The following is a 17,146-nucleotide window of genomic DNA, read 5'->3' as shown; positions in this document are numbered from 1 at the left end:
AAAAAAAAGAGTCTGCACGAGCGGTTTTCTAATAAACCGCAGCAAATTAGGCGATTAGAACAGCTTACAAACGGCAAGTTCTTCACGGTCGATTTCACGGGTTAGCGGACACCCTCACTTTGCTTTATAAAAGTCGGGTTGTTCAAATGCGGGATTGGGATAGGTGTAAAAACCCTGTCCGGATATCTTTCCCAATTTCCCCTGATCGATAAAGTTTTCCTTGAGGTAGTTCATCTTTTTGAGTTCCATCGGGTTTTTCGTTCTTACGGCACTAATTCTATGAATGTTATAAACGGTAGTCAGTCCTACTAAATCCAAAATAGCGCAGGGACCCAATTCGGCACCGGATCCAATGACCCAAGCCTTATCGATGGTTTCGGCATCGGCCACTTCGTTGACCAACAAATTCATCGCGGCATTAAGCAACGGTATCAACAAGCTATCCAATACATAGCCGGACTGTTCTTTGCGCAATTCAATCGGCACCATATTCAGTGTTTTCGCAAATTGCACTATTTCTTTAACGATTTCGGGCTCGGTATTTTTATGGCCCATGATTTCTGCGGTATTGCGCTTCCAAATTTCATTGGCAAAATGCAGGGCTAAAAACTTTTCTGGCCTTCCGCTAATCTTGGCAAAGCGACTGGGTACCAAGGTCGAGGAATTCGTGAGAAAGACGGTTTTCGCTGGAGCGACCTGTGCGAGTTGTGCAAAAAAGCTCTTTTTAACCGCAGGATCTTCCGGTATGGATTCAATCAACAAATCCGCATCTTTGACCGCTTCGCTTAAATCGGTAAAAAAAGCAATCCGAGCAAGGGCATCGTCGACTTGTTGTGTCGTGGCATTCAATTCGTTGATATAAATCGCTTTCAACTGTACAAATCGCGCTTTTGCCTTGGTCAGCACTTCCTCATTTAAATCGTATAACGACACCTGATAACCGTGAAACGCCACGTGAAAAGTTACCTGTGCCCCTAATACACCGCTTCCCGCTGTTGTAATTTTTTTGAATTGCATCGCCTTGTAATTAATCGTTTTCTAGTCCGTGATTCTAATTATTTCATTTCAATGATGAAGTCGTCTTTCGCGTGGCGCACTTTCTTAAGATTGACCAACCAATCGTTTCCGGCATCGCGATACCCCAAAGGCACTACGGTGACGGACTTTAACCCCTGTTCATTGAGATTTAGAATTTTGTCGTAGGCAGCGGTGTCAAACCCCTCCATCGGCGTGGTGTCTATCTTCAATTCTGCCGCTGCTGCCAGGACCATTCCAAAAGCAATATACGTCTGTTTAGCTGTATGTACAAAATTTTCTTCGGCAGTTTGATTGAGGTACAAGTCTTTTATGCGGTTTCCATACTCGGTCATCGCGGTTTCCGGCAGGTTTCGCTCTGCGGTGGTTTTTTTAAAGATCCCGTCGATACGCTCGGCAGTATAGCGATCCCATGCGGCAAATACCAATAAATGCGAGCAGTCGGCAATTTGTTGCTGGTTCATCGAATGAGGCACTAAGGATTCCTTAATCGCTTGGTTTGAAATCACGACCACTTTAAAGGGCTGTAAACCCGAAGAGGTGGGTGCCAAGTGAGCCACTTCTAACAATTGTTTGACCATTTCTTCTGAAACCCTTTTGGTCGGGTCGTATTTTTTGGTGGCATAGCGCCATTTTAATGCATCTAATAATTCCATAATTTTTTATCTGATTAATGTTCTTCTTTTTCCAATTCCAGGTGAAACCGCCTCCGTTTCCTTCGGTAAACCAACCAAAGCATTCGCACTGCTCAGTCCGACAGGAATACAGGAATCCCATGACATCTTAGAAAAGACGGCAGCTGATCGGTTAAAAATCGAGTGTAAGTCTTATAAGCTGGTGTCAAAAAACGAAAATAACGGCATGCGTATGCAAACCGTTATTTTCAGCATATTCCATTTAGCGGTTTAAATAAAACGCCAAAACAGCGTAAATATTTGACCGATAGGCGTTTTTATTTTTTGTAGAAATCCGGGTCTTGATAGGCCGGATTTGGGTATTTGTAGAATCCCTGACCTTCGGCAACACCTAGTTTTCCGGTATCGATAAAGTGCTCTTTAATATAAGCGACTACTTTTTCGTCCCAAGGGTTTTTAGATTTTTCCGCTTTCATCTTATTGATATTATAAACGGTGTTGAGTCCCACGGTATCAAAAATCGCTCCGGGACCTACCGCTGCGCCGGTACCGATTACCCATGCTTTATCTATGGTTTCTATATCCGCTACATCTTTAACGAGCAAATCCATAGCGGCATCTAATAAGGGTACCAATAGGGAATTTAACAGATAGCCCGACTGTTCTTTATGCAATTCCAGGGGAATCATTCCGATGCTTTCGGCAAAGGAGACGATCGCTTTAAAAACCGCTTTATCCGTGGTGGCATGCCCCATGATTTCTGCGGTATTGTTCTTCCAAATTTCATTGGCAAAATGCAGGGCTAAGAACTTCTTAGGCCTACCGGTAATCGAGGCAAAATCACTGGGTAATAGCGTAGAGGTATTGGTGGCAAAAATCGTTTTCTCCGGAGCAACCTCTCGGAGCTGCTTGTAAAAATCCTTTTTTATTTCGGGGTCTTCAGGTACCGATTCGATAACCAGATCCACGTCTTCCACGGCATTTTCCAAATCCGTAAAGAAAACAATTCGGTTATAAGCCGCATCCACTTCTTGTTGGGTTGCGCCTAAATCTTGTTTATAGTTGTCTTTTAGTTTGGTCAGTCGTTCTTTGGCATAGGCAATCGCTTTTTGATTGAGGTCGTAGATATGAACATCATAACCGTGAAAAGCCGTTTGAAATGCAATCTGCGAACCCAACACACCGCTACCAGCGGCTAATACTTTTTTAAAAACCATATATTTAGTAAATTAATTATGAACTCATTTAAGGCCGTACTTCATCAAATAACAAGTACTTTTCTAAATATACAAAAATCAAAGCAGCAAAACAAATAATTAACTGTTTTTTAAGTATTTACACCGAACTTAACCCTATAAATTAACAAAAAAATCCCGTTAAAAACGGGATTTTTAAAACTTTAAAAAAGTTTTGTTTTATTTTCGTAGAATGTAATTTTCCGCTAGAGCTCCCTCTATTTTATTACCCGCTTCATCCAAATGCGTCAAGGTATTTTCACCGGCGAAGAATTGGGTTGGCTCTGGGGCATCTTTGGCATCGCTTTGCAAGCTCACCGTACTGATTTTAATGCTCCAGGTACCGGTTTCCTTAAAGGTTTTCTCCCCGGTCTTTTCCGTTAAATACACCGTGGTTACCACATAAGAATTGTCGTCCTTCAATTCGATCACCGTCTCTATACCCTCGCAGTCTGCACATGGCAGCACTCCTTTATAGGTACCGGCTATATCCAACGAGGTTTCAGCATTGTGCATATCGACCACTTCTGTACTGGTGGTCAGCGAGTCTGCAGCTGTAGTTGTCGCTTCCTTTTTAGAGGAGTTACACGAAACCACGAAAAGGGCTAAAACGGGCAAAACAGCAAAAATTTTTTTCATAGCAATTATTTTTTGTTTTTTATATCGATTAAACAGCAAAAACAATGCCTAAACACCTTGTTCTATTTTCAAATCGTTCCACACTAAAAGAGCTAGGCTCCTATTTCTTCTCTTTCTGCCCTTCTATCCGTCTCTGAGCTGGTTTCAGATTTCCCATACTTCCAATAGGAATACGCGTGCAATTCGTCGGAGGTCCATAGTAAGGTTTTTCTCAGCAGGGTACGAATGGCTTTAACCGTCGAAAACTCCGCAGCGACATAGGCAAATTTTGAAACCTCGTCGAGCGTGCTGACCAATTGTTCGGCTTCAGAAGCCAAGGTACTGTTTTGACCGGGAGTCGGATTGATTATCCACTTGATAAACACCTGAGATTGGGTGTGTATCTGCTGAATATCTTCGACACTTTCTACTTCAATCACCGCAAAACCGCGAGCTGTTGCGGGCAAATCTTCCAAAATGGCCGCCAATACGGGAATTGCCGTCGCATCACCAACGAGCAAATACCAGTCCGCTTTCACATAGAGCTGGTGCGGTTCTTTGCGCATCACCACCCCCAACTCCGCTCCGATTGGCGCGTGAATCGCCCAAGCCGAAGCCGGTCCATCGTCGCCATGTGCGACAAAATCGATATAAATTTCATTTTTCTCCAAATCGATTCCCCTATGCGTATAGGTTCTGCGGTGTGGACGCAATTCGGCGGCCATCGGTTTCCAATCCATCTTTTCGGAATCAAACTCCGGTAAATGAACCTTATCCGTCCCCTCGGGAGCCACAAAAATCTTGTTGTTTACTCCTATGGTCGCATTTTTGTATTCACTTATATAATCGTTCTCCAAAGCGATGCGAATGTAATTGGGCGTGATATAAGTTCGGTTTTTTAAATAAAACACCCGAGCTATTAAATCTGTTTTCTTAGCCATATAAACCTGGTATTACAGTAAAATTAAACATATAGGTTTTTCAAACCTAAAAGTCAAATATAACGAATTACATCTATTTAGAATCGTTAAAAATAATAATTAACAAATATTTGAGTTCCTATGCCGCTATCTCAGAGCGAGCTGCACAGGTCCGACTCGCTTTGCGCAGGCGTTTGCGCTTGAGATTGCCAAATAGACCGCGAATCACCGCGATTAAAAAGGCGGGTATCGACCGGCATTCTTTTCAAAGGCAGTGGCTTGACCGGTGTTTTTTAGGAGAAAAACCTTCCCAGCTCGTATATAAATTCCTATTTTTGCAAAAACAAAACGACGATGCTAATTATAGGAATTGCAGGAGGAACTGGTAGTGGAAAAACCACCGTAGTTCATCAGATTATGAATGAATTACCGGGTGCTGAAGTGGGTATTATTTCACAGGACTCCTATTATAAGGCTACGGATAATTTAAATTTTGACGAGCGGGCACTGATTAACTTTGATCATCCACGATCGATTGATTTTGAGCTTTTGGCGCAACACCTGCAAGAATTAAAAGCGGGGAACAGCATCAATCAGCCGGTTTATTCCTTTGTCAAGCACAATAGGACGGACGATTACGTACTTACTCATCCTCGAAAGGTGATGATTGTGGAAGGAATTCTTATATTAGCTAATCCGGAATTAAGAGATATCTTTGATATAAAAATCTTTGTGCATACCGATTCAGACGAGCGATTGATTCGCCGTTTAAAGCGGGATATCGCCGATAGAGGCCGCGACATGGAAGAGGTTTTAAACCGCTATCAAACGACTCTAAAGCCCATGCACGAGCAGTTTATTGAACCGTCAAAGGCATTTGCAGACATTATCATTCCCTATGACACTTATAATACGGTAGCCATTGATATGGTTCGAACAGTTATCAATCAAAAAATATCCTAAACATCATGGGTGAAGAGATCGAAAAAAAGAAAAGAAAATTTCCGGTTCCCCGACTGCTTCGAAATCGTTTTTTTCTCGTGGGGTTATTTTTTATAATCTGGATGTTGTTTATCGACAACTATTCCTTTTTAGAGCACCGCATACTCAACAAAATCACCAACGACCTCGAAAACAACAAGGCCTATTTTCAAGACGAGATCCTGCGCGACCAAAAGGCGATTAAACGCTTAAAGAATGGCGAGGCTACGGAGAAATATGCCCGAGAGAAATACTATATGAAGCGCGATAATGAAGACATTTACATCATAGAGTTCGACAGTCTAACCGCTGCTGAAACTCCATAAATCAATTCCTATGACTAATAAATTATTTGAAGATTTTGATCGTGTTTCCTCCAAAGAGTGGAAAAACCTGATTCAATACGAACTCAAAGGAGCCGATTACAACGACACCTTGGTTTGGGAAAGCTTAGAGGGAATAAAAGTGCGTCCGTTTTATCATTTCGACGACACTCAACCCCCTAATCCGATAGCAACAACGATATCTGAGTTTAAGATTCTTCAAGATATTTTTGTGTTTGATGTAGAAAAATCGACAGCCCGAGCATTGAAAACCTTGGAACGCGGTGCGGAAGTATTGCGATTTACCATTGAAGATAAAAACATCGCACCGGAAACACTCTTGGAAGCTTTGCCCTTGGAATCGGTAGTCATCTACCTCTCATTAGGTTTTTTAGACGAGGAATACCTTCGTAGAATCAATGCTATTGCCGTAGCGCGTCAGGCTCAAATTTGGATTCAAGTGGATCCAATTGCGCAATTGGCCAAAGACGGCAATTGGTATTTTAACCTGGAGAAGGACTTTCAAATTTTAAACCGCTTACAGGATTCCGATTTAAAAATTCACTTGCTCAGCGTAGACAGTTCGCTATATCAAAATGCCGGTGCCAATATGGTACAGCAAATTGCATATACGCTGGCACACGCCAACGAGTATTGGAATCGGGTAAAAAACAGCAAGCAACCGCTGTTGGTTCAGGTGGCGGTAGGTACCAATTACTTTTTTGAAATTGCAAAAATACGCGCCTTGCGTTGGTTGTTGGAACTCGTGGGCAAAGAATACCACAGTGACTTTAGCTTTGAAATCATCGCAGCACCTACCAAGCGAAATAAAACGATTTACGATTACAACGTCAATCTACTTCGTACCACTACGGAGTGCATGAGCGCCATATTGGGCGGTGCCGATGTAGTGACCAATTTACCCTACGACGCCCTATACCACAAAGACAATGAATTTGGCGATCGAATCGCTCGAAATCAGCTGTTGATTTTAAAGGAAGAGAGTTATTTCGACATCGTCGACAATCCGGCGGAGGGATCGTATTACATCGAAAGCCTTACCCAGCAGTTAGCGGAAAAAGCCCTTGAGCTCTTTAAGGACATAGAGGCTAACGGCGGTTGGATTACGCAACTGATCGAGGGAACGATACAGCGAAAAATCGCTGAAAATGCTCAAAAAGAACAAGAACTCTTTGACACGGGCAAAGAAATTTTATTGGGAACCAATAAGTACCCCAATCCACAAGACCGCATGGCTCACGATTTAGAGTTGTTCCCGTTCGTAAAATCCAACCCGCGAAAAACGCTGATTGTCCCGATTATTGAAAGGCGATTAGCAGAAAAACTGGAACAACAACGCTTGGAGACCGAAAAAACCAACGCACAATAAGGACGAACTATGAGAAAGAATTTACAACACTTAAAACTGAATGTTTTAGCAGCAGGAAAATCTGTATCATCAGCTTTCACTACTGCCGAGGGGATTCAAGTTAAGGAAAAATACAACTCGGAAGACATTGAAAACCTGGAACACATCGGATTTGCCGCGGGTTTTGCCCCCAATCTAAGAGGTCCCTATGCCACGATGTACGTGCGCAGACCTTGGACGGTGCGTCAATACGCAGGATTTTCTACCGCAGAGGAGAGCAATGCTTTTTACCGACGAAATTTAGCTGCGGGACAAAAGGGTTTATCGGTGGCTTTTGACTTAGCCACACACCGGGGTTATGATTCCGATCACGACCGCGTGGTGGGAGATGTGGGAAAGGCCGGAGTGGCCATCGACAGTGTCGAGGACATGAAAATCCTGTTTGACCAAATTCCGCTAGACGAAATGTCTGTATCGATGACGATGAATGGTGCAGTACTGCCGATTATGGCGTTCTACATCGTAGCGGCTATCGAACAAGGCGTGGATCCCAAATTATTATCCGGCACCATTCAAAATGACATTCTCAAAGAATTTATGGTGCGTAATACCTATATATATCCGCCGACACCTTCGATGAAGATTATTGCGGATATCTTTGAGTATACCAGTAAAAACATGCCGAAGTTCAACTCGATTTCCATTTCTGGCTACCACATGCAAGAAGCAGGAGCCACAGCAGACATCGAATTGGCCTATACCCTGGCAGATGGTTTGGAATACATCCGAACAGGCTTGGCAGCGGGAATGAAAATCGACGAGTTTGCCCCGCGTCTTTCATTCTTTTGGGCCATTGGTATGAACCACTTTATGGAGATTGCCAAAATGCGCGCCGGACGGATGTTGTGGGCAAAATTGCTCAAGCAATTCAATCCTACTAGCGACAAATCCTTGGCTTTGCGCACGCACTGTCAGACATCTGGGTGGAGTTTGACCGAACAAGACCCCTTTAACAATGTGGCGCGAACGTGTATCGAAGCATCGGCGGCAGCCTTTGGAGGAACACAGTCGTTGCACACCAATGCCTTGGACGAGGCCATCGCCTTACCGACTGATTTTTCTGCACGTATAGCGCGGAACACACAAATATTCTTACAGGAAGAAACCAAGATTACCAAAACCGTAGACCCTTGGGCCGGTAGTTTTTACGTCGAGCACCTCACCCATGAGATCGCACACAAGGCGTGGGCCTTGATCGAAGAGGTGGAGGAATTGGGCGGTATGACTCAGGCTATAGAAGCGGGAATTCCCAAATTGAGAATTGAAGAAGCGGCTGCAAGAAAGCAGGCGCGTATCGATAGCGGTCAGGACACCATAGTAGGTGTCAATAAATACCGTTTGGAAAAAGAAGATCCGCTTCACATTTTAGAGGTCGACAACGAAACGGTAAGAAAGCAGCAATTGGAGCGTTTGGCACACATCAAAGCGACCCGCGACAACGACCGGGTAAAGGCTTGCTTAGCGCAACTTACAGCCAGCGCCCAAAGCGGACAAGGCAATTTATTGGAATTGGCCGTTGAAGCCGCCAAACACCGAGCCACTTTAGGGGAGATTAGTGATGCACTTGAAGAAATTTTTGGTAGATTTAAGGCACAAATCAAATCTTTTAGCGGGGTGTATAGCAAGGAAATAAAAAATGACGCTAGCTTTGAACAAGCGAAGGTCTTAGCAGATAAGTTTGCCAAAATCGAAGGACGCCGTCCGCGTATCATGATTGCCAAGATGGGGCAAGACGGTCACGACCGCGGCGCTAAGGTAGTGGCTACAGGTTATGCCGATGTGGGCTTTGATGTCGACATAGGTCCACTGTTTCAAACACCTGCCGAAGCGGCCAAACAGGCCGTTGAAAACGACGTGCATATTTTGGGGGTTTCCTCTTTGGCTGCCGGACATAAAACACTGGTACCACAGGTAATCCAAGAACTAAAGAATTACGGTAGAGATGATATTATGGTCATCGTCGGTGGTGTAATCCCCGCACAAGACTATCAATTCCTCTTCGACACCGGCGCTGTAGCGGTTTTTGGTCCCGGGACCAAAATTAGTGAAGCGGCCATCACTATATTAGAAATTCTCATCGGCGACGCCGAATAATCCTTTAAAAAGCACCGTTTTTACAACGGTGTTTTTTTTTGAGTGGCGATTTCCACTAATTCTCAGTGGTTTTCTCGTCTCTATTTTAACTAAAATGGCAAATTTACTTCATTAGCCCGCTCAGTATACCCCTGCTGTAGTCGAAATGCACTATCTTTGCAAGATACAATGACGCTTTTAATAAAAGCCTAGAATTATATTTATGACATTTGAAGAATTATCTCTAAATAAAAGTTTACAACGCGCCTTGATCGATCAAGGATATAGCACGCCTACACCGATACAAGAAAAAGCGATTCCCATTATTTTAAATGGAGAAGACTTAGTCGGTTGTGCGCAAACCGGAACCGGAAAAACGGCGGCCTTTGCCATTCCGATTCTAAACCACCTACACCACATGGTGGGTTCCAGTAAAAAAGCCAAGAAAATCCGCGCATTAATAGTAACTCCTACTAGGGAGTTGGCCATTCAAATCGGCGAGAATTTCGACGCCTATGGCAAATACACCAACCTAAATCAGCTAACGATATTTGGCGGGGTTTCACAAGTGAATCAAGTGGACCAACTCAAAAAGGGCGTCGATATTTTAATCGCCACGCCTGGTCGTCTTTTAGACTTAAACAAACAGGGGTTTATCGATTTAGATCACCTGCACTTTTTGGTTTTGGACGAAGCGGATCAGATGCTGGACATGGGCTTTATCAACGATGTTAAAAAAATCGTCAAATTAACGCCAGACAACAGGCAAACCCTCTTGTTTTCGGCTACCATGCCGATAGCTATTAGAGAATTGGCCGACACTTTGTTGAAGTCGCCAAAATACGTAACGGTTTCCCCTGTCTCCTCGACCGCAGAAACGGTCAAACAAAAGATATACTTTGTAAGTAAGCTCAACAAGCGCAAGCTGTTGTACCATTTGATCAGCGAAGAGAAGCTGTCTGGTGTCTTGGTTTTTAGCAGAACCAAACACGGCGCAGACAACGTGGTCAAAGCCCTGAAAAAGAACGGGGTAAAAGCCGAAGCCATACACGGAGACAAATCGCAATCGGCTAGACAAAGAGTTCTTGAAAGCTTTAAAGCCAAAGAAACCACCGTATTGGTGGCCACCGATATTGCCGCAAGAGGAATCGACATCGATCAGTTGCCTTATGTGATCAACTTTGATTTGCCCAACGTACCTGAAACCTATGTACACCGTATCGGTCGTACAGGAAGAGCGGGACATGAAGGGATTGCTATTTCCTTTTGTAGTGCAGACGAGAAACCGTATTGGAAAGATATCTTAAAGCTGACCAACGTACACGTAAAAACGGTAGACAACCATCCTTTTCCGTATACCGATGAAGAGCTTAAAGAAGAATTACACACTTCGGCAAATGCGAAGAAAAAACCGGCCAATCGCAGTGGAAGTAGAAATACCCCCGCGGCAACCGAAGCCAAAACCGAAAACAAGACCGCTGCCAAAGGCAGTCCGAAATCTAGAAAATCGGCCAGTTCTAAAGAAAACAAAAAACGTTGGTATTAACCAACGTTTTTTTTTATCCCTATATCGCAATCACAAAGTCAATAGCTTTGACTGCTCGCTTTATTTACGGTGCAGAGAATCCACTCTCAACCATCCATATACGCGACTGTTGTCGATCAACCAACGATCGCCACTGCGCTTTAAGGCAAGTTTTTCTCGAGATGAACCGTGAGGTCCCGGATTTTGCTGTATAATTTCGATGGAATCCACCCCTACTTCAGCAATGATGGCGACATGCCCAAAACGGTTCCATACCGTAGGACTGTAGATTACCAAATCCTCTGGCTGTGGTATGCTTGCACTCGGATTGGTAAACTGCCATAAATCGCGTTTTTCGTTGCGTTGCCCATCGGCGATACGCGCATCAAAAAAATCCTTAGCATTGCCGTAACTGTCGGGCATTTTATGGTTTAATCGCTGGTAGTAATAGCGCTTGACAAATTCCACACATTGGTATTCCATTCCCAAATTGTAATTATCGACGGACAGATTGCGCTTTCCCACATTTCCCACACCGCCGTTGTAATATACCACGACGCCATTTAGACTATCGACCGCTTCGCCTATAGTGCGATCGGCATTGTAAAAATAGGTGTTTCGCAGCTGTACTCCCACCAGGAGCAAGCCGCCGAGTAGCGCCGTTACGATTGCTATTTTCTTTAAAGACATTGCTCATTATTTTCCGCAAAGATAAACATTCGCTACAACCCTTGTAGGGATATCTAAATCTGGAATCTGCAACCGGTGCTACCATCCGGTGACTGGTGCGTGTATAAATTTTATCTACCTATAAAAAAACTTAAATCACGATTAATAATTCCTTGCTACTTTTACTCGGCCGTTTGTTAAATGAACAACCCGTTCCAAAGTAATGTGATTGCAAAGCAAACGATAACACCGTATACGATGGGAAGTACCGAGGCGACAAACGTCCATTTGGCACTTTTGGTTTCCTTGTAAATCGTATATATGGTCGTACTACACGGATTGTGTAGCAGGCTAAACAGCATCAAGTTAATACCGGTCAAGGTGGTCCAGCCCGCTTGGTGCAAGATGGAGCCGATTTCCGCATCCGAAACTTCAAACATCACTCCGGCGCCCGAGCCCAGATTCGGATCGCCGAGTGTCATCGCAGTGAGCATCAGTATAGTCGGAATCACAATCTCATTGGCGGGAATCGCCAATACATAGGCCAAGAGTATCACGCCATTGAGGCCGATTATCATCGCGATTGGATCTAACGCATGAATGGTCGCTACAGCCACGCTTTCGCCGCTGCCCAAATGAATATTGCTGATCAACCATATAATCGCCCCTGCCGGAGCTGCAAAAACAACTGCACGTCCCAATACGATCAACGTTCTATCGATCAAGGAAGTATAAATGGTTTGCCATACTTTGGGCGGACGGTAGGGCGGCAACTCCAAGGTAAAAAAGGAAGAAGTTCCCTTAAGCATGGTTTTGGACAGCAACCACGAAGTAAAAAAGGTAAATCCGATTCCCAAAACTACAATACCCACTACGGCTAAAGTTGAAATGGTATTCGACAAATACGGGGGTGCTAAAGCACCTATAAAAATAGTTCCGATTAATATTTGCGTGGGCCAGCGACCGTTGCAGAGCGAAAAATTATTGGTTATAATGGCAATCAATTTTTCTCTGGGGCTGTTGATAATTCGCGTGGCCACTACTCCTGCGGCATTACAACCAAAACCCATACTCATCGTTAGGGCTTGTTTGCCGTGGGCACCTGCCTTTTTAAAAATACGATCTAAGTTGAATGCCACTCGAGGCAGGTATCCAAAGTCTTCCAAGAGTGTAAATAGCGGAAAAAAGATGGCCATAGGCGGCAACATGACCGCAACCACCCAAGCGGTGGCCAAATACACGCCGTCGATTAGGAATCCGCTTAACCACCATGGGAAATGAGCAGCTGTCGCACCGCTTTTTAACAACGGATACAACTGGTCCAAAAGCAAATTGGACAACATACTCGATGGATAATTCGACCCGACTATCGTCAACCATAAGATAACTCCTAACAACAACAACATGATGGGAAATCCCCATATCTTGCTGGTCACTATGTTATCGATGGCACGATCGACGCGAAATGAACGGGGATTGTCTTGCGTGGTTACCGCACTTTTAACCGTTTTGCCCACTTGTGCAAAAATAGCTTCAGCCAAATTATCGGCATACTTCATGCCGAGTTCTTCGTGGTACTTCCTCGCTAAAGCGAAGGTTTCCAAAATGGAATCCGAATCAATCACCGGCGACAGCGTTCCGTCGATTAAAGCCTTTTTGATGCTCTCGTCATTTTGAATCAGGCGCATCGCCAACCAAGACACACTTGGTAGATTCGCATCCAAAGCCAATAAACTTTCGGATACCTGGGCTACAGCTTTTTGCGAAGCAACAGGAATGCCCTGTATAGGATGACTTTTGGGTTGTAGCTTTCCCGTGGCCACTTGATCAATGGCCAAAAGCAACTCTTGTATTCCTTCTTTATTTCGCGCAGAAGTCGGAATAACCGGTACGCCCAAATCCCGCGACAAGGCCCTAACATCGATCTCGACCCCGTGTCGAGTTGCCTCGTCCATCAGGTTTAAACAAACGATGACCTTGTTGGTGATTTGCTGAATTTGAAGCACCAAACTCAAATGTCGATTTAACCTGCCCGCATCGACGACGACAACGGTAACGTCCGGTCGGCCAAAAAGTATAAAATCACGGGCTACTTCCTCGTCTTCAGAAGTCGAAAGCAGCGAATAAGTACCGGGTAAATCGATTAATTTATACTGATGCGCGCGGTAAGAAAAACTTCCCTCTGCTCGAGTAACGGTTTTTCCCGGCCAATTTCCCGTATGCTGTTTTAATCCGGTCAAGGCATTAAAAATGGTACTCTTCCCCGTGTTGGGATTTCCTGCAAGGGCAATCGTATAATCGTGCTTCCCCGACACCTCACCCAATTTTAAAAGGTCGGAGGTGGTGTTTAAGTCGCAACTATCGCAGGCGGTTTTTATCATGATTCTTCGTGTTCTATTTTTTCAATCGCAATCATTTTTGCATCGTCCAAACGCAATGAAATTAACGTATTGTGAATATTATATGCTACGGGATCGCGCAGCGGACTAATGTTCTGAATTTCTATCGCTACTCCTTTGACAAATCCCAGGTCTAAAAAACGCTGATGTACTTCTGCCGTACATCCTTGAGAGATCCCTATGACCCTCGCTTTTTCTCCCTTTTTGAGTTCTGATAGATTCATAATGATCGCATTCAAGTTATTTAGCCTAGCAAAAGTACAAAATTAGATTAATCTAAAAAATAATTTATCCTTTTAATTTATCCTTGGCTTTTAAAAAATCTCTTAATGAAAACCGACAATTCAACCTTTTTAAAACAAATAAACCGCTGCAAATTTAAAATCTGCAGCGGTTTATCTTTGTTTTACACGTATATCCGGACAACACCGACAATTGGCACAGCATGATTCAAGAAAGCTAACCCACTGCATAGTCGCCCATTTTTCGAAACACTTGCAACGCCGTTCCTAGCGCTAGGTTAAAAATTGATATGAACCGGCCTTCCTTCCGCTTTGCGAAAAAAACTGTGGCAGAATTGTTTTAGACGACTTTAAAGGCACTTTCGAAGGGAATTCGATGCATCAAACTGCGTCCTAAAGTAACTTCATCGGCATATTCCAATTCGTCCCCTATGGCAATACCTCTGGCGATGGTCGAAGTGAGTACCTGACAGTCTTTGAGCTGTTTGTAAATATAAAAGTTGGTGGTATCTCCATCCATAGTAGAACTCAAGGCGAAAATCACCTCTTTGACGTTGCCCAATTTTACTTTATGCAAAAGGGTGCTGATGTTTAATTGACTGGGGCCCACACCGTCTATAGGCGATATTTTACCGCCCAAAACGTGGTAAACCCCTTTGTACAACTGGGTATTTTCCAAGGCCATCACATCGCGTATGTCTTCGACCACACAAATGGTAGAAGCATCTCTAGCTGGATTGGCACATATCTGACATATTTCCACATCTGAAATGGTATGGCAGTTTTTGCAAAACTTAATATCGTTTCGCATTTGGAGCAAGGCTTGGGTTAAATGGTTCGTCTGATCTGGTGCTTGCTTTAAGAGATGCAACACCAAACGCAAAGCGGTACGCTTTCCAATACCGGGAAGTTGCGATACTTCTTCAACGGCTTTTTCTAGTAATTTTGAAGGAAATTCCATCTTGCAAAGATAGTAATTTCTAGTTCGCTATCTATTTGCTTTTGAGATGAACTTTTTAGGGTGAAATTACTTATTTTTGATTTTTATAAAACAAATACTCATGACTCCAATAACTATTTTTACCATCATTGTACTCTATTTTGGTTTCTTGATTATCATTTCTCACTATATCAGTAGAAAAGACAGCAGCAACGATGCGTTCTTTATGGCCAATAAGAACTCCAAGTGGTATTTAGTAGCCTTTGGTATGCTGGGAACGGCCTTGTCTGGAGTCACGTTTATCTCGGTGCCCGGCGAAGTGGGTGCACCCAGTGGCGAGCAGTTTAAGTACTTTCAATTTGTACTGGGCAATGCGCTGGGTTTTATCATCACCGCAGCCGTTCTACTGCCCTTATATTATAGGTATAATCTGATTTCTATCTATACCTATATCGAAAAGCGATTGGGACACTACAGCTATAAGTCGGCCGCGAGTATTTTTCTGGTCAGCAGAACCATAGGCTCGGCGTTTCGACTCTATTTAGTGGTTATCGTTTTGCAACGTTACGTTTTCGACTATTTCGGGATTCCGTTTTTTGCCACGGTACTCCTCGCTTTGCTACTGATCTACGCATACACCTATAAAGGGGGATTAAAAACGATTATAGTAACCGATACGCTGCAGACTTTCTTTTTGGTTTCCTCCGTATTGCTAACCATCTATTTCATCTGCGACTCCTTGGATCTATCGCTGTGGCAAGCCTTTGAAACGGTGAAGGAAAGTCAGTATTCCAAAATATTTTTCTTTGAAGATTTTGTCGAAAGCCGCTTTCACTTTGTCAAGCAAATCATAGGCGGAATGTTTGTCACTATAGCCATGGTGGGCTTGGACCAGGATTTGATGCAAAAGAACCTCAGTTGTAAAAACATCAAAGAAGCCCAAAAAAACATGTATACGTTTACGGCTATCTTTGTGCTAATCAATCTGTTCTTCTTAGGTGTTGGTGCGTTGTTGTACATCTATGCACAGCAAAATGGCGTAGACATCCCACTCGATGCCGCTACGGGAAAACCGAGAACGGATTTATTGTTTCCCGAAATCGCCTTTCACCACTTGAGTATCGTCCCTTCCATTGTTTTTTTATTGGGACTAACAGCGGCGACTTTTGCCACTACCGATTCAGCACTTACCGCATTAACGACTTCGTTTTGCATTGACTTTCTACACATGGATAAAGCGGCACAAGCGCAGAACAACAAGAATGTGTTCTATAGAAAATTGGTTCACTTGGGTTTTTCGACGCTGATGTTTTTAGTGATCCTGTTGTTCAACGCCATCAATGATGCCTCGGTGGTCAGTATGATTTTTAAAATAGCCTCGTATACCTACGGCCCCTTACTCGGATTGTTTAGCTTTAGCATACTGATGAAAAACGTTACGGTTCGAGACCGCTGGGTTCCATTGATTTGTATACTCTCTCCCTTGGCTACTTATTTGATCAGTACCAATTCGAGTATACTCTTTGGAAACTATGTTTTCGACAGTGAGTTGATTGTGGTCAATGGACTGATTACTTTTCTACTACTCGGAGCAATCAGTAGAAAGCGGGTCGCTTAATACCGCCCCCTGCTCAACATGATTAAAGTACAGGCCTCGTCGTATTCAATATTGTTCGCAGAAAGCAAATAATACAAGTCTGGATTTTCAGTACCGGGATTAAAGATGACGCGTTTGGGGTTTAAAAGCAGTATATAATCGTAAAAATCTGCTTGCGATAGCCGACTGATATACATATTTATGGTATCGATTCCCACAAATTGAGGTTGCGTACAATGAATATGGACACCCGAGACGATTCCCTGCTCTAAGCCGATAGCTTCTACAGGGTTTTCGCGCTCTAGCAGCATAGCAATCGCCTTAAAGGAATAACGCTGAGGATCCAAAGAGGCTCCAATGACCAATGATTTTTTCATACCTCTAGAATGTTTAAACTCAAATTTACAAAATATTTTGTATTTTTTAAGTTTTTATTTAGATGATTGTTCGAAAAATAACATTATACATAAAAACCAAGCTACTTTTCATTTTTTTACGACAAAAACTAGCAATTAAAATGACATA

At 43.4% G+C, this 17,146-nt stretch carries 16 protein-coding genes; 6 read left to right on the top strand and 10 right to left on the bottom strand.

The window, feature by feature from the left end; translation table 11 throughout:
* Positions 1-114 precede the first annotated feature (114 nt).
* From ACQZ43_RS07815 to ACQZ43_RS07795, 5 genes are all read right to left on the bottom strand, one after another.
* Positions 115-1,017: a 3-hydroxyacyl-CoA dehydrogenase gene (locus tag ACQZ43_RS07815; protein WP_430615537.1), complete on the bottom strand. Its 903-nt coding sequence runs from the start codon at positions 1,015-1,017 to the stop codon at positions 115-117.
* A 38-nt stretch (positions 1,018-1,055) separates the two neighbouring features.
* On the bottom strand, positions 1,056-1,691 hold the full coding sequence (locus ACQZ43_RS07810; RefSeq protein ID WP_430615535.1) for an NAD(P)H-dependent oxidoreductase: 636 nt from the start codon (positions 1,689-1,691) through the stop codon (positions 1,056-1,058).
* A gap of 296 nt (positions 1,692-1,987) precedes the next feature.
* The gene (locus ACQZ43_RS07805) at positions 1,988-2,887 is read right to left on the bottom strand and encodes a 3-hydroxyacyl-CoA dehydrogenase (protein WP_430615532.1); all 900 of its coding nucleotides are present in this window, start codon (positions 2,885-2,887) and stop codon (positions 1,988-1,990) included.
* Between the two features lie 198 nt (positions 2,888-3,085).
* Entirely contained in the window at positions 3,086-3,544 is a 459-nt protein-coding gene (locus ACQZ43_RS07800; protein WP_430615531.1) for a copper resistance protein NlpE, read from the bottom strand.
* A gap of 92 nt (positions 3,545-3,636) precedes the next feature.
* Positions 3,637-4,464 carry a siderophore-interacting protein gene (locus tag ACQZ43_RS07795; protein ID WP_430615529.1) on the bottom strand — a complete coding sequence of 276 codons (828 nt, stop codon included), beginning with the start codon at positions 4,462-4,464 and terminating at the stop codon, positions 3,637-3,639.
* A gap of 333 nt (positions 4,465-4,797) precedes the next feature.
* Between ACQZ43_RS07795 and udk the strand changes: the two genes are divergently transcribed.
* The 5 genes from udk to ACQZ43_RS07770 all read left to right on the top strand — a co-directional run bounded on the left by udk (position 4,798) and on the right by ACQZ43_RS07770 (position 10,795).
* Entirely contained in the window at positions 4,798-5,406 is a 609-nt protein-coding gene (gene udk / locus ACQZ43_RS07790) for a uridine kinase (protein WP_430615527.1), read from the top strand.
* 5 nt (positions 5,407-5,411) lie between these two features.
* Positions 5,412-5,750, top strand: coding sequence for an FtsB family cell division protein (locus ACQZ43_RS07785; protein ID WP_430615524.1), 339 nt, complete (start codon positions 5,412-5,414; stop codon positions 5,748-5,750).
* Positions 5,751-5,760: 10 nt separating this feature from the next.
* Complete coding sequence (locus tag ACQZ43_RS07780; RefSeq protein ID WP_430615522.1) at positions 5,761-7,137, top strand: methylmalonyl-CoA mutase subunit beta; 1,377 nt, start codon at positions 5,761-5,763, stop codon at positions 7,135-7,137.
* 9 nt (positions 7,138-7,146) lie between these two features.
* Positions 7,147-9,270 carry a methylmalonyl-CoA mutase gene (gene scpA / locus ACQZ43_RS07775; protein ID WP_430615521.1) on the top strand — a complete coding sequence of 708 codons (2,124 nt, stop codon included), beginning with the start codon at positions 7,147-7,149 and terminating at the stop codon, positions 9,268-9,270.
* A gap of 202 nt (positions 9,271-9,472) precedes the next feature.
* Complete coding sequence (locus ACQZ43_RS07770; protein ID WP_430615518.1) at positions 9,473-10,795, top strand: DEAD/DEAH box helicase; 1,323 nt, start codon at positions 9,473-9,475, stop codon at positions 10,793-10,795.
* 60 nt (positions 10,796-10,855) lie between these two features.
* Here the strand turns inward: ACQZ43_RS07770 and ACQZ43_RS07765 are convergent, their stop codons facing one another.
* The 4 genes from ACQZ43_RS07765 to recR form a co-directional block, all read right to left on the bottom strand.
* On the bottom strand, positions 10,856-11,464 hold the full coding sequence (locus tag ACQZ43_RS07765) for a CHAP domain-containing protein (RefSeq protein ID WP_430615515.1): 609 nt from the start codon (positions 11,462-11,464) through the stop codon (positions 10,856-10,858).
* Between the two features lie 176 nt (positions 11,465-11,640).
* Positions 11,641-13,824, bottom strand: a complete 2,184-nt coding sequence (feoB, locus tag ACQZ43_RS07760) for a ferrous iron transport protein B (protein WP_430615513.1) — start codon at positions 13,822-13,824, stop codon at positions 11,641-11,643.
* Positions 13,821-14,066, bottom strand: coding sequence for a FeoA family protein (locus ACQZ43_RS07755; RefSeq protein WP_430615511.1), 246 nt, complete (start codon positions 14,064-14,066; stop codon positions 13,821-13,823). Before ACQZ43_RS07755 ends, feoB begins: the two co-directional genes overlap by 4 nt.
* A 358-nt stretch (positions 14,067-14,424) precedes the next feature.
* Complete coding sequence (gene recR, locus ACQZ43_RS07750; protein WP_430615510.1) at positions 14,425-15,045, bottom strand: recombination mediator RecR; 621 nt, start codon at positions 15,043-15,045, stop codon at positions 14,425-14,427.
* A gap of 100 nt (positions 15,046-15,145) precedes the next feature.
* Here recR and ACQZ43_RS07745 point away from each other — a divergent pair, with 100 nt between their 5' ends.
* A complete protein-coding gene (locus ACQZ43_RS07745; RefSeq protein ID WP_430615507.1) occupies positions 15,146-16,642 on the top strand; it encodes a sodium:solute symporter in 1,497 nt (498 codons plus the stop codon).
* Here the strand turns inward: ACQZ43_RS07745 and ACQZ43_RS07740 are convergent.
* A complete protein-coding gene (locus ACQZ43_RS07740; RefSeq protein WP_430615504.1) occupies positions 16,639-16,998 on the bottom strand; it encodes a CoA-binding protein in 360 nt (119 codons plus the stop codon). The genes ACQZ43_RS07745 and ACQZ43_RS07740 overlap by 4 nt on opposite strands.
* Positions 16,999-17,146 lie beyond the last annotated feature (148 nt).

Source organism: Flavobacterium sp. JP2137, assembly GCF_050562195.1.
Taxonomy (GTDB): domain Bacteria; phylum Bacteroidota; class Bacteroidia; order Flavobacteriales; family Flavobacteriaceae; genus Flavobacterium.
This window is presented reverse-complemented; position numbering and strand designations above follow the sequence as displayed.